This is a genomic window from Acidimicrobiia bacterium, assembly GCA_041394025.1.
In the GTDB taxonomy this organism is placed as follows: Bacteria; Actinomycetota; Acidimicrobiia; order IMCC26256; family JAOSJL01; genus JAOSJL01.
Map to the genome: position 1 here is coordinate 787505 of JAWKJA010000003.1, position 13026 is coordinate 800530.

Consider the following 13026-nt stretch of genomic DNA (forward strand, 5'->3'; position numbering starts at 1 on the left):
GCGCGCTCCCCGTCGTCATCGGGTGTCACCGGACCCGCTCGCGGCCCGGATCAGCTCCGGAAGGAGTTCGGTGCAGTCACCGACGATCCCGTAGCGGGCGTGACGGAAGATCGCGGCGTCGGGGTCGGTGTTGATCGCCACGATGGTCTTGGCGGCCGAGCACCCGACCATGTGCTGGGTCGCGCCGGAGATCCCCGCTGCGAGGTAGAGGGCGGGTCGCGTGATCTTGCCCGTGAGGCCGACCTGGCGCGACGAGTCGATCCACCCCTCGTCCACGAGAGGTCGCGAGGCTCCCGCCATCCCTCCCAGCACGTCCGCCAGTTCCTCGATCAGCTTGAAGTTCTCGGGTGCACCCAGCCCCCGGCCTCCCGCGACGATGATCTCGGCGTCCTCGAGGCGGGGACCCTCGGTGTGTGCGGCTTCGAGCACGCGGATCCGCTCGTCGACACCCGAGAGATCGACCTCGATCTCCGTCGTCGTGGGAGCCGTGGCGGCACCTTCGACGGGCTCGGGGGCAACGGCGTTGGCCAGCAGTCCGACGACGCACGGGCCCGGACCACCGTGGCCGTACACCACCCGCGTGTCACCGCCGTATCCGGCGGCCGTCACGTCGAGGCGGTCGCCGTCGACCTCGATGCCGGTGCCGTTCATCACGACGCCGACATCCAACCGGCCCGCGACGCGAGGTGCCACGAGACGTGTCGCGAAGTTCTGGTTGAAGACCAGCAGTCTGCTGGGATGCGAGGCGCAGTACTGGGCCAGCGCCTCGACGAAGGCGTCGGGCCGGGCGTCGTCCAGCTTCGGGTCGTCGATCCGGTCGATGACCGCGACGCTGTGCCTCCCGGCGGTCTCGTCGGCCCCGTCGAGCGGTGGACCCACCACGAGCCAGTGCAGATCGACGCCGAGGTCGGCGCTCACCGTGCGCCCCAGCGTGAGCGCGGCCTCCGTTTCCTCGAGCGGCTGGTCGCCGGCGGCGCTCCAGGTGCACACGACCACCGGGTCCGTCATCTTGTCGACCCGCCTCGAAGGACCTTCTCCTCGACGAGTCGCCCGATCAGCGCGTCGGCGATCTCCGCCGGTTCGTCTCCGGGAATGAACTCGCAGTCTCCCGTGACCGTGGGAACGAACTGGCGCGTCATCACGACCCGCGGCTCCAGATCCTGCGGGTCGAGCGAGAGGTCGGCAGCCGGGACAACGGTCGGTTCCACACGCCGTGCCGCCATTTTCATGGGCATGGTCGGATAGCGCGGCTCGCCGAGCTCGTTGCTGATGGTGACCACGGCGGGGCAGGCTGCCTCGACGACCTCGTCGCCGTCGGGCGTCACCCGGACGACCCGGACCGCGGGCTCCTCTGCGGAACCGGACACCTCCACATCGCGCGCCACGGCCACCACCGGCATGCCGAGTGACTCGCCGATCAGCGCCGGCACCACACCCTGGTCGTCGTCGGACGCCTGGCGACCGCACAGCACGAGATCGGCTCCTCCGCGGGACCGGACGAACGCCGCCAGCAGCGCCGCGACCGTGTGGCAGTCGCCGGCGGAGGACGGAGGCTCGACGGCCACGACCTCGTCCGCGCCCAGCGCCAGGGCGTGGCGCAACGGCACCGTCAGCTCGGTGCCGACCGACACGACGCAGATCGTGACCTCGGTGCCGGCGTCGCGCATCCGCAGAGCTGCCTCGATCGCCTGCTCGTCGAAGGCGTTCATCAGCCGGGGGATCGTGGTCTGGGTGAGCGTCCTGTCGTCGTCGCCGATCTCCAGACGACCGGCGAGCGCGTAGGCGTTGACGGCGTCGGGGTCCAGGACCTCCTTGATGCAGACGACGACTCGCATACGATCACCTTTCGGCACCTTCCGGTGCGGTCCGGGTTGAACGCTATGGTGATACTTCACTACCAACCGGTGAGGATTCCAACACAGATGGTAGGACCCCCGCACCGCTGCGCTCAAACTCCGCCCACGGAAACGGCAGGCGCACCAAGACGGGGGGCTCGTGAACCCGGCTCCGTGAACCCGACCCCGTGAACGACCCCGACGGGAGGAGAAACGAAATGGCCTGGACCGACTGGGAACGGGTGGAAGGCGACGGCTTCGACTTCGCCGAGATCCGCTACGAGAAGAAGTACCACGACGACCTCGAGGGCGGAATGGCGCGGGTCACCATCGACAAGCCCGACGACTACAACACCATGACGCTCGCCACCGTCGACGAGATGTTCCGCGCCTTCTACGACGCGAGCCACGACACGTCGATCGGCGTGATCGTGGTCGCCGGCAGTGGTCGCAACTTCGGTGCGGGGGGAAACGTGGAGTGGGAGCGCTGGGGCCTGCGCGACGCCTTCTACAACCGCTATCCCCACAACCGGCTGATCCGGCTCTCGCGCAAGCCGGTCATCGCCGCGGTGCAGGGCTACTGCCTCGGTGGCCACAACCACATGGCCTACTGCTGCGACTTCACGATCGCCGCCGACGACGCCAGGTTCGGTCAGGCCGGGCCGAGGGTGTCGAGTCCCGCCGACGGCTTCTTCGTCCCCTACCTCACCAAGGTCGTGGGCGCCAAGAAGGCACGCGAGATGTGGATGCTCTGTCGCCGCTACTCCGCAGAAGACGCTCTCGAGATGGGCCTCGTGAACAAGGTCGTTCCCCTCGACCGACTCGGCGACGAGGTCGATGCGTGGTGCGAGGAGCTCCTGGCCGTGAGCCCGGGGTGTCTCGAGATCCTCAAGGCCGCCTTCGACCAGGAGATGGACGGCTACGCCGACATGGGGGTCATCTCGAGCCAGTTCTACCCCGACTGGTTCGACATGCCCGAGGGCAAGGAGGGAGGGGCCTCCTTCACCGAGAAGCGCACGCCCCGCTTCTGGTCCCTTCGCGAACGGGAGCGCCGGATGCGCGCGGAGCTGGTGGACGCCTACGAGAACGAGCAGGGGGATCCCGACGGGGAGTCCGACAGATCCGGGACGTAGCCGGATCAGACGTCATCAGACGTCGAAGTGCTTCTCGGCCTCGGCGGCGGCGGCGCGTCCGGCGAGGTGCCCGTAGGTGATACCCAGGCCGATCGTCGCGCCCGGGCCCCAGTACGCCTGGCCGGCCGGTGAGGCGATGCAGTTGCCGGCGCCGTAGAGTCCCGGGATGGGCGTACCGTGGCCGTCGAGCACCTGCGCGCTCGTGTTGATGACCGGGCCGCCGTTGGTGTCGAGCGTGCCGGCGCCCACGATGATGCAGCGGTAGGGCCCTTCCTCGGCGAACGGCGCGAGCGTCGGGTTCGGTGACCCCTCACGGTTGGGGCCGTTCCAGGCCCGGTCGATCGCTCCCTCGCCCCTGTGGAAGTCGAGGTCCGTGCCCGTGGCGGCGAAGCCGTTGAAGCGATCGATCGTGGCGGCGAGGTTCTCGGAGAACGACGCATCGAGCCGGAGGCCCGCGGTGTGCTCCTCGAGTTCGGCGAGACGGGCGTCGACCTCGGCCGCGAGGTCGTCCCACGTCTCCCCCTTGATCACGAACCCGGGGTCCGGGTCGCCGGGCAGCGGCAGGGGTTGGCGCATCCCGTCCATGCTCTCGGAGCTCGCGACCGCGTCGTCGTAGATCATGAACAGCAGGAGGTTGGGGTACTCGCGTCGGGTCGGGTCGTAGACGGAGTGGATCTGAGACCGGTCGGAGTACCCCATCTTCTCGTTGACGACCCGGCGGCCGTACTTGTTGACCTGGATCATGCTGTCGCCCCACGGCAACCAGACGCTCGGCGGCGTCGGCGACGCCAGGGCGGCTTCGAGGGGCACCTGCTTCCACCAGGCGTTCTTCATGTTGCCGAGCGCGGCTCCCACCTCGAGGCCGATGCGCACGAAGTCGCCCTGCGCGCCGAGCGTCGAGCACGTGCCGTAGACGCGGCCGGGCAGATACCGCTCGACGAGCTCGGCGTTGTGCGCGTAGCCACCCGACGCGAAGATCACGGCCTTGCGGGCACGCGCCAGCACCGGCTGGTGCCCGCGGCGCAGCTGGAGCCCGGCGATCTCGCCGTCCTCGTTGCGCAGCAGCGTCACCGCCTGATGCTCCATCACGACCCGGACGCCGTACTTCTCGGCGCCGAGCTCGAGCTGCTCGACCATGCCGGGTGTACCGGGCGTGGGGAACAGGTGCCGACCGGTGGGCAGCTTGTTCTCCTCGAGATCGGCCCCGTAGTCGGGAAAGCCCTGGAGCAGGTTGCCCGACGGCATCTCCATCGGGTTGTCGGGATCGGGGGCTCGCGTGTCCGCGCACAGGTCGAACACGCCGGCCTCGGTGAGGTAGTCGATCGCCGCGGACGCGTTGTCGTAGTGGTTGGCGATGAGCTCGTAGGCGTCGGCGGGCAGGCCGAGCGTCGGGTGGTCGGGGCAGTAGTACTGCGGGTGCGACATCCGGCACATGTAGCGCAGAGCGTCGTCGCGGGGGTCTTCCTTGCCCTGGGCCCGAAGTGACGCGTTGTTCGGGATCCAGGCGGTGCCGCCGGATGCTCCGGTGGTACCGCCGATGTGGTCGTTGCGCTCGAACATCACCACCGAGGCACCTTCGACCGCGGCGGTGATGGCGGCGGCGAATCCGGCACCCCCCGTCCCCACGACGAGTACATCGGCATCGAAGTCGAAGAGGTCATCAGCCACGGAGCGCTCCTGTCATCACGGTTCTCGTCATCACAGTTCTCGTCATCACAGTTCTCGTCATCGCAGTTCTCGTCATCGCAGACATGGGATCGGACGTGTCACGGGGCGTTCTCGAACTCGACGCCCGTGGCGACGGCTCCGTCACGCACCAGCTCGGCGATCCGGTCGGGCCCGTAGCCGAGCTCCGAGAGGACCTCCTCGGTGTGCTGCCCCTGGAGAGGTGGCGGCCGTCGCACACTCCCGGGTGTGGCGGCGAAGTGGATCGGCACACCCGTCAGGCGCAGCGGCCCGAGCGTGTCGTGCTCGGTGGTGACGATCATCCGGTTGTGGAGGATCTGGGGATCCTCCACGACGTCCCGAACCTCGTTGAGCGGTGCGCTCAACACGTCTGCCGCCGTGAGGCGTTCGAGCAGCTCGTCGGCGTCGAAGTCGCGACAACGCGCCTCGATGGCACTGTCGAGTGCGTCCTCGTTCTCGAGGCGACGTTCGATGCTCTCGAAACGTGGATCCTGGAGCCAGTCCGTGTCGAGCGCCGTGCAGAGCTTCTCGAAGAAGCGCTCGGAGGGACACGTGATGACGATCGACCGACCGTCCTTCGTGCCGTAGATCCCCGACGGCGCGAAGTAGAGGCTGCGGTTCCCCGTGCGTGGCGTCTCGTCACCCGTCACGAGGTAGCTTCCCAGACCTGCTGCCTGCGCGTGCACCAGGGCGTCGAGAAGCGAGATGTCGATGCGTTGGCCCTCACCGGTCGCACCACGCGAGTGGACGGCCGCGAGCGCCGCCGTCGTGACGAGCACCGACGTGAGGGTGTCGATCAGGGGGATCGTGACCCGCACGGGTGGGCCGTCGGGCTCACCGTTCAGTGCGAGCAGTCCCGCGTAGCCCTGGATCAGGAAGTCGATGCCGGGCCGACCGGCGTAGGGACCCTCGGGCCCGAAGGCGGTCACACCGATCCAGATGATGTCGTGGCGGTGGCTGCGTACCGCGTCGTAGTCGAGCCCGAGGCGCGAGAGCGCCGGCTCGCGGACGTTTGTGATGACCACGTCGGCCGTCTCCACCAGGCGCCCGAAGACCTCACGGGCATCGGGTCTGCGGAGGTCGAGAACGATGTCGCGCTTGTTGCGGTTCAGGCTCAGGAAGGCCGAGCGTTCCCCGCTGCGCTCGGGCCCGAGGTGGCGGCTCTCATCGCCGTAGGGGGACTCGATCTTGAGGACGTCGGCACCGAGGTCGCCGAGCAGGGTCGCGGCGTAGGGCCCCGCCATCATCGTGGAGATCTCGAGGACGCGGAGGTCACCGAGGGGACCGGACGCGTCGTGCGGATCGTCGGAGCCGGCGCTCACGGGATCGCTCCCTTCGCCTTGAGCTCACTGATCTCGTCCCACGAGCAGCCGAGCGTGTCGAGGAGGATCAACTCCGTGTCCTGGCCCAGCTCGGGCCCCAGGGTCTCCACGTGGCCGGGTGTCCGGCTGAGGGTCACGGGCAGCCCGCGGAACTCGACGTCGCGGTCCACCGCGTCGCAGTGGGCCGTGAGGACGTAGTCGTTGGCCCGGGCCTGCTCGTCCGCGGCCAGGTCCTTGAAGGCGTCGACGGGGGCAGCGGTCACGCCACACGAGCGGAAACGCGTCATCCACTCCTCCACCTCCCGCTCAGTCAGGACGCCGTCGAGGAGATCCACGAGGGCACCGGCGTTCTCGGCACGCCGTTCGGCATCGGCGAAACGGGGATCGGTCGCGAGATCGTCGCGCTCCAGCGCCGCGCAGAATGCCGACCAGTTCTCGTCGGTGTTCTCGAGGCAGACGAAGAGCCAGCGGTCCTCGGCGGGATACAGGTTCCACAGCGGGTTGCCGACGTCTCTTCGCGACCGCTGGTCGGAGTAGAAGCTCCTGTGGGTCGCCAGGTACGCCTGGAGCGTCGGCGCCGCGAGAAACAGCTGCGCCCCCAGCAGCGACGCGTCGACGTACTGGCCGACACCGGTCTCCCGCCGCCGGTGCAGCGCCAGCATGATGCCCAGGGCAGACAGCAGGCCACCGTAGGCGTCGCCGGCGCCCAGGCCGAGATAGATCGGAGGCTGTCCCGGTTCGCCGAGGCGGGTCATGATGCCCGTGAGGGCCTGGACGGTCATGTCGAACGCCGGCTTGTTCAGGCCCCGGTGGCCGTAACCGCTGTTGGTCACGTAGATCAGACGGGGATTGATCGACGAGAGCGTCTCGTAGTCGAGACCCAGGGTCTTCAGGTTCGCCATGCCCTGGTTCCAGAGGAAGACGTCGGACTCCGCCACGAGCCTGTGGAGGACGTCGCGCCCTTCGTCGGTCTTCAGGTCGATCGCCATGCTCTTCTTGTTGCGGTTGACCACCAGGAAGTACTGGTTCCAGTCGGCGATGGGTATGGCGTTGATGCTGCGCACACCCCGGGCCTGGTCGCCGGTGCCGGGCCGCTCGACGTGGATGACCTCGGCGCCGAAGTCGGCGAGGTGCTGGGCACAGATCGGGCCCTGGAACCACACGGTCAGATCGAGAACGCGGATGCCCTCCAGGGCCTTGGTCGTACCGGCGTCGTGGGGGGCGCCACCCGCTTCGCTGCCGTTCGCGTCGCCGCCCTCGTCAGAGCTGCCCTCGGAGACCCCCGGGGAGATGCTGCGTGTCGCGTCCGACCGGACGGTACCGATGACCCCGTCGGCCTCCAGCTCCTCGATCTCGGCGTCGGAGTAGCCCAGCGTGTCGTCGAGGATCTCCGCCGAGTGCTGACCGATGCCGGGGGCCATGCGCCGGAGCCGGGCCGGTGTCTCGCTCATGTGGATCGGGAAACCCAGGCTCTGGTACCGGCCGTAGCTCGGGTGTTCGAGGTTCAGGATGTAGTGGTTGATGAACGCCTGTTCGTACTGCGCGGGGTAGTCGTATCTCTCCATGATGTCGGCCGAGAGTTGATACTCGTCGAAGCGCTCGCGCCAGTACGCCGCCGGTTGCCGGGAGAAGAGATCGTCGAGCAGCTGCATCATCTCGTGGCGACTCTCGCCACAGCGCTTGTCGTGGGTGTCGAAGCGCGGGTCGTCGACATCCAGACCCATCACCTCCGAGAAGGCGGGCCACCAGCGGTCGCTGTCGGGCATCGTGAGCGTCACCCAACGACCGTCGGAGGTGGGGTAGGCCAGACCGGCACCGCTCATCGGGTTCCCGGCGTCGAGGCGTGCGACACGTTCCGAGAGGCGGTCGTCGCGCATGGCGAGGTAGGCGTCGACGTTCAAGGAGGCGGCGTACATGTTCCCGCCGAAGAGGGAGGCGTCCACCACCTGGCCCTCACCGGACTCGGCGCGATGGTGGAGCGCCGTCATGATGCCGAAGGCCAACATGACCGACGTGTACATCTGGCCGACCCCCGTGTACACGGGTGGCTGGCCGGGCTGACCCAGCGTCGGCATCACACCGGTACGGGCCGCGGCGAGCTCGTCGAGCGCCGCCAGATCGCGGGCGGGTCCCGACGGGCCGAACCCGGACCCACGTGCGTAGATGATCCCGGCGTTCAACTCGGTGAGGTCCGCGTAGCTCCGGCCCTCCCTGTCGAGCGTCTCGAAGGGGAGATCGGTGAGGAACACGTCGGCGCCTGCCACGAGGCGTTCGAGAATCACCCGCCCCCTCACGTCGCGGAGGTCGAGGCCGACACTGCGCTTGTTGCGGTGGATCAGCTCGGCCTCGGCGTCGAAGGCCTCGCGGGGATGCTGTCCGTCGCGATTCGGGTCCCGGGCGGGCACGGAGAGATCCTCGATGCGGATCACCCGTGCGCCGAAGTCACCCAGTAGCGCTGCGGCCAGCGACGACCACATCTCGGTGGTGTGGTCGAGGACGACAACGTCCCCGAGGGCGCTGCTCACCGCTTCGCACCTCCCTCGATTCGACCCGTCACGCGATTCGACCCGTCATGCTTCTCGGCCCATGCTCTTGGCCCACCGGGCACCGGTGGAACGACGGATCCTACCAGTTGGTTAGGTTTCCCGGAATGTTGTAGGGTTTTCCCGACCATCGGTGAGCAACAGCTCCCACTGCACCGGTGGGCGACGAGGATCGGTGGCGCCCATGGCACGAACGCACAGCGAGGCCGCCCTGCGCGAGCTGGCGGATCGGGAAGCCATCCGCGACCTGCCGCGGCGCTACGCCCACCACGTGTGGAGAAAGGACATCGCGGCCATCGTGGAGCTCTTCGCCGAGGACGCCACGATGGAGACCCCGGATCTACCGCCGCTCAGCGGGAGCCGGGCGCTTCGCGAGGGCTTCGAGGAGATGCTCGGCGACGACGTCTTCCACCCGTTCGTGCACAACCACGTCATCGACCTCGACGGCGATGTCGCGAGCGGAACCTGCTATCTCGACCTGAGGGCCACCGTGGACGGCAAGGATCTCCTGGGGTCGGGCTACTACGACGACCGCTATGTTCGAGTCGACGGCGGGTGGAAGTTCCAGTCGCGCAAGGTGACGATGTGTGCCTTCGCGTCCCTTCGTGGGGCGTCGAAGGTTTCGTGAGGACGAGCAGCAGGTAGCGGGAGGTCTGAACGACGATGGCTCGATTGGCAGTTGGTTCCCGGCTCCGCAGTGCGGTCTGCGCCACCGAGGTGATGGTGGTCGCCGCGCCCGACGATGACCTGGAGATGACCTGTGGCGGAGTGAGAATGATCGGCATCGACGAGGAGGTCCCCGAAGGGGCCGCGGTTTCCCCCGACGCCGCCGAGGGAACCGTCCTCGGGAAGCGCTACACCAACAGCGACGGCGACCTCGAGGTCCTGTGCACCAAGCCCGGTGACGGATCGATCGGCGTCAACGGCGAGCTCCTCGAGCTGAAGGACGCGAAGCCACTTCCGTCATCGGACTGACGCCGTGAACCTCATGATGCTGCTCGAGATGGCGGCATCGGGCTTCGGTGACCGGCCGGCACTCACCAACGGTTCCGAGGTGCTCACCTACTCGGAGCTCTTCGATGCCGCCGGAACCGCCGCGTCCGAGATCTCGGCGTCGGGGTCCGGGTACACGGCGGTCCTCGACGTCAACAGCCTCGCCGTTCCGATCGGCCTGTTCGCGAGCGCCTGGGCGGGTGTGCCGTTCGCTCCGCTCAACTACCGGCTGACGGGCGCAGAGCTCGATGCCCTCCTGGCACGCGTGTCACCCGCGTTTCTCGTGACAGAGGCCGAATCCGCGCAGCGCCTCTCGCTCCCGCCGGGCACGACGCTGGTCGAGCGCGACGACTTCGTCGAGCGGGCCAGGGCCGGCTCGGCCCCCGAAGCGAGCTGGTCTCTCGACCCCGAGGAGATCGCGGTGCTCCTCTTCACGAGCGGCACGACCGGCGCTCCCAAGGCCGCTCTACTCCGCCACAAGCACCTCGTCTCCTACATCCTGGGCTCGGTCGAGTTCGGGTCGGCGGCCGAAGACGACGCGGCGCTCATCAGCGTGCCTCCCTACCACGTCGCAGGTGCAGCGTCGATCGCGAGCTCCGTCTACGCGGGTCGTCGGATCGTGCAACTCGAGAGCTTCTCCGCCGAGGCCTGGATCGAGCTGGCCCGCTCGGAACGCATCACGAACGCGATGGTCGTGCCCACCATGCTCGTACGCATCGTCGATGCGCTCGAGAGCGCCGGCGATGTCGAGCTTCCGTACCTCCGGGCCCTCTCCTACGGCGGGAGCAAGATGCCCCTCGGGGTGATCGAGAAGGCGATGAAGCTCCTACCCGGAACCGACTTCACCAACGCCTACGGGCTCACGGAGACCAGTTCGACGATCACGATCCTGACACCCGACGATCACCGGACGGCCGCCGAGAGCGACGACCCGGAGATCCGCCGGCGGCTCACGTCGCTCGGGACCCCGCTACCCGGTGTGCAACTCGAGATCCGCGACGAGGCCGGAGAGGCCCTCGGGCCGGGTGAGCGGGGTGAGATCTTCGTACGCGGCGAACAGGTCGCCGGCGAGTACCTCGATCAGGGCAGCAGGCTCGACGCCGACGGCTGGTTCCCCACCCGCGACGGCGGCCGGCTCGACAGCGAGGGTTACCTGTTCCTCGACGGTCGCATCGACGACATCATCGTGCGCGGCGGCGAGAACATCTCACCGGGTGAGATCGAAGACGTGATACTCGGCCACGAGGCCGTCGCCGACTGCGCCGTCGTCGGAGTGGCGGATGCACAGTGGGGCGAGGCCCCCGCAGCCGTCATCGTCACGCGGGACGGTTGTTCCGTGAGCGAACAGGAGATCCAGCTCTGGGTCACGGACCGGCTGCGCTCCTCGCGTTCCCCGTCGCGGGTGGAGTTCCGCGACGAACTCCCCTACAGCGAAACGGGCAAGCTGCTGCGACGGAAGGTGCGCGCCGATCTCGAGCAGTGACGCCGGGCGGTCAGCCGAGCCCCGGTTTCTCGAGCACCGGTTGCTGGAATGTCGTCCGCTCGTTTCGCGGAGCGGGCGTCAGGGTCGACACAGGATGTCGCGGCGCGTGCTCTCGAAGACCTCCGTCACCTCGGGGATGCAGTCATCGGGCACCTCGGCGTCCTTCAGGGCGGCCCGGAGATGCTCGAGCGTGGCGTCGAAGTGAGCGTCGTCGAGGCCCTGATCGACCAGTCGCTGATGGGCGCGACGCAGCATCGCGCTGTCGTACTCGGACGCATCCAGTACGCGACCCAGGAAGTCGAACTGCTTGCTGGTCCACACCTCGACATCGACGCCCTCGAGGAACGGGGCGAGTGTGTCGTCGGCGAGCATGCGGTCGTGCAGACCTTCGAGTGTGTCGATGACCGCCGACGCGCCACCCATCCGTTCGAGCAGGGTCTTCATACCTCTCCTCTTTCCTCTCTTGTCGTTCCCGCTACCTTTTCTTCTTCGGCGATGAACAGGTTCCCGGACTCACACCACACCGTGTCGTCCATGTAGCTCTCCGGCTTGTCCGTGAAGTCGGTGAGAACGTACCAACGCCAGGGTGGGTCACCGTGATCCACGTACTCGCCGGTGAGCGTTCCCGCGAACTCCTGGCGACCGGCGAAATGCGTGCCGACGACGGCGTACCCACCGTCGCATTCCGCCCGCTTGCCGGCGAGGTCGGTGTCGAACCCGAACCGGGGCGTACCCGTCACGTCACCTCCCTCGCGCGCCACTCCCTCGCGTACCACTCCCTCTAGGAGAGCTCACCCACGAGCCCCTCGAACGTGTCGAGTGCTTCCTCGACGATGTCGAAGAGGATCTGCTTCGCCGGCTTCATGGAGGTGACGAAGCCGACACCCTGGCCCGCGGCTTCGGTCATGAGGTCCTCTCTGCGGTTGTCGTTGGCACCCTGGAGATAGTCGGCGCTGAGCAGCATCTGATAGGGCGCGGGGAGGACGTCGGGGGCCTCGGGCTTCGACCACTCGTCGGTCCACGGGCAGTCGAGCACGCGCATGGTCATTCCGGAGATCGACGTGCTGTACGACGTGTCCTCGACCGTGGCGGCGAGGAGCCGCTCCTTGATGATCATGTCGATGTCGGACTCCCGGGAGGCGAGCCAGAGCGTGCCCGTCCACACACCCGAGGCACCGAGACAGAGAGCCGCCGCCAGGTGGCGACCCGTGGTCACGCCGCCCGCGGCGATGATCGGCGTGTCACCCGCCATCGCCGCGACCTCGGCGACGATGGAGAAGGTGCCCACCGCCCCGGTGTGCCCGGCGGCGTCGTAGCCCTGCGCGATCACGGCGTCGACGCCCGCCTCGATCTGACGCTCGGCCTGGCGCGCCTTGCCCACCAGACCGAACACCAGCATGTCGCGCTCGTGGGCCGCGTCGAGGATGAACGCCGGGCTCCCGAGACCCGAGGCGATGACGGGCACCTTCTCGTCGAGCAGGACGTCGAGCTGGGCACGTGCCAACTCCTGGTTCAGACCTCCCCACTGGTGGAGGTCCACCGGTCCCTTGGGATCGGGAACGTCGTACTTCTCCTTGATCTGCGCTGCGAACTTTCGGTGGGTCTCGGGGATCTTGGACGTGAGATCGTCGATCGAGCCCGACGGCGGAACCGAGGCGGGCAGGACCAGATCGATGCCGAAGGGCCTGCCCTCCACGCGATCGCGGATCCACCCGATGTCGGCGGCGATCTCGTCGGGTGTGTGCATCGCCTCGCCGAGCACGGCGAACCCGCCGGCGTTGATGACCGCGACCGCGACGTCCTTGCAGTGCGTGAAGGCCACGACCGGGAACTCGATGTCGAGCAGGTCGCAGAGTCTTGTCCGCAACGGATCCGTTGGCATGGTGGGCGACCCCCTTTCGACCCGGCAGCATAGACCCGCTCGGCCCATATGGTGAACTTTTGCTACCAGACGGTTAGGATCTCTGATTCGGCGGGCTGCGGCCCGGGACGGCAGCCGGCAGAACGGCCCGGGACAACGGGCGACAGGAC

The 13026-nt window shown here is 68.0% G+C and carries 12 protein-coding genes; 4 read left to right on the top strand and 8 right to left on the bottom strand.

Annotated features, from left to right (window positions below):
• Positions 1-15: 15 nt before the first annotated feature.
• Both R3A49_11165 and R3A49_11170 read right to left on the bottom strand, forming a co-directional pair.
• Positions 16-1008, bottom strand: coding sequence for an electron transfer flavoprotein subunit alpha/FixB family protein (locus R3A49_11165; protein MEZ5171292.1), 993 nt, complete (start codon positions 1006-1008; stop codon positions 16-18).
• Entirely contained in the window at positions 1005-1835 is an 831-nt protein-coding gene (locus R3A49_11170) for an electron transfer flavoprotein subunit beta/FixA family protein (protein MEZ5171293.1), read from the bottom strand. The genes R3A49_11165 and R3A49_11170 overlap by 4 nt, the downstream gene beginning before the upstream one ends.
• 218 nt (positions 1836-2053) lie before the next feature.
• Here R3A49_11170 and R3A49_11175 point away from each other — a divergent pair, with 218 nt between their 5' ends.
• Positions 2054-2968: an enoyl-CoA hydratase-related protein gene (locus R3A49_11175; GenBank protein ID MEZ5171294.1), complete on the top strand. Its 915-nt coding sequence runs from the start codon at positions 2054-2056 to the stop codon at positions 2966-2968.
• 15 nt (positions 2969-2983) lie between these two features.
• On the opposite strand, the gene R3A49_11180 is transcribed toward R3A49_11175, so the two are convergent.
• The 3 genes from R3A49_11180 to R3A49_11190 form a co-directional block, all read right to left on the bottom strand.
• On the bottom strand, positions 2984-4636 hold the full coding sequence (locus R3A49_11180; GenBank protein ID MEZ5171295.1) for an FAD-dependent oxidoreductase: 1653 nt from the start codon (positions 4634-4636) through the stop codon (positions 2984-2986).
• Between the two features lie 98 nt (positions 4637-4734).
• Positions 4735-5976, bottom strand: coding sequence for a CoA transferase (locus R3A49_11185; protein MEZ5171296.1), 1242 nt, complete (start codon positions 5974-5976; stop codon positions 4735-4737).
• Positions 5973-8501, bottom strand: coding sequence for a CoA transferase (locus R3A49_11190; protein MEZ5171297.1), 2529 nt, complete (start codon positions 8499-8501; stop codon positions 5973-5975). Before R3A49_11190 ends, R3A49_11185 begins: the two co-directional genes overlap by 4 nt.
• A gap of 202 nt (positions 8502-8703) precedes the next feature.
• Here R3A49_11190 and R3A49_11195 point away from each other — a divergent pair, with 202 nt between their 5' ends.
• Genes R3A49_11195 through R3A49_11205 form a run of 3 tightly spaced genes read left to right on the top strand, consistent with a single transcriptional unit; the run spans position 8704 to position 10995 of the window.
• On the top strand, positions 8704-9147 hold the full coding sequence (locus R3A49_11195; protein ID MEZ5171298.1) for a nuclear transport factor 2 family protein: 444 nt from the start codon (positions 8704-8706) through the stop codon (positions 9145-9147).
• Positions 9148-9182: 35 nt separating this feature from the next.
• The gene (locus R3A49_11200; protein MEZ5171299.1) at positions 9183-9494 is read left to right on the top strand and encodes a hypothetical protein; all 312 of its coding nucleotides are present in this window, start codon (positions 9183-9185) and stop codon (positions 9492-9494) included.
• A gap of 13 nt (positions 9495-9507) precedes the next feature.
• On the top strand, positions 9508-10995 hold the full coding sequence (locus tag R3A49_11205) for a class I adenylate-forming enzyme family protein (protein ID MEZ5171300.1): 1488 nt from the start codon (positions 9508-9510) through the stop codon (positions 10993-10995).
• Positions 10996-11073: 78 nt separating this feature from the next.
• Here R3A49_11205 and R3A49_11210 read toward each other — a convergent pair whose 3' ends face one another.
• From R3A49_11210 to R3A49_11220, 3 genes are read right to left on the bottom strand one after another with little or no spacing between them, the layout of a single operon-like run.
• Positions 11074-11439 carry a group 1 truncated hemoglobin gene (locus R3A49_11210; protein MEZ5171301.1) on the bottom strand — a complete coding sequence of 122 codons (366 nt, stop codon included), beginning with the start codon at positions 11437-11439 and terminating at the stop codon, positions 11074-11076.
• Positions 11436-11735, bottom strand: coding sequence for a hypothetical protein (locus R3A49_11215; GenBank protein MEZ5171302.1), 300 nt, complete (start codon positions 11733-11735; stop codon positions 11436-11438). Before R3A49_11215 ends, R3A49_11210 begins: the two co-directional genes overlap by 4 nt.
• A gap of 41 nt (positions 11736-11776) precedes the next feature.
• The gene (locus R3A49_11220) at positions 11777-12877 is read right to left on the bottom strand and encodes a nitronate monooxygenase (protein ID MEZ5171303.1); all 1101 of its coding nucleotides are present in this window, start codon (positions 12875-12877) and stop codon (positions 11777-11779) included.
• Positions 12878-13026 lie beyond the last annotated feature (149 nt).

Coding starts and splice junctions, on each gene's coding strand:
- R3A49_11165 (MEZ5171292.1), bottom strand. CDS start 1,008: ATGACGGACCCGGTGGTCGTGTGCACCTGGAGCGCCGCCGGCGACCAG.
- R3A49_11170 (MEZ5171293.1), bottom strand. CDS start 1,835: ATGCGAGTCGTCGTCTGCATCAAGGAGGTCCTGGACCCCGACGCCGTC.
- R3A49_11175 (MEZ5171294.1), top strand. CDS start 2,054: ATGGCCTGGACCGACTGGGAACGGGTGGAAGGCGACGGCTTCGACTTC.
- R3A49_11195 (MEZ5171298.1), top strand. CDS start 8,704: ATGGCACGAACGCACAGCGAGGCCGCCCTGCGCGAGCTGGCGGATCGG.
- R3A49_11200 (MEZ5171299.1), top strand. CDS start 9,183: ATGGCTCGATTGGCAGTTGGTTCCCGGCTCCGCAGTGCGGTCTGCGCC.
- R3A49_11205 (MEZ5171300.1), top strand. CDS start 9,508: ATGATGCTGCTCGAGATGGCGGCATCGGGCTTCGGTGACCGGCCGGCA.
- R3A49_11210 (MEZ5171301.1), bottom strand. CDS start 11,439: ATGAAGACCCTGCTCGAACGGATGGGTGGCGCGTCGGCGGTCATCGAC.
- R3A49_11220 (MEZ5171303.1), bottom strand. CDS start 12,877: ATGCCAACGGATCCGTTGCGGACAAGACTCTGCGACCTGCTCGACATC.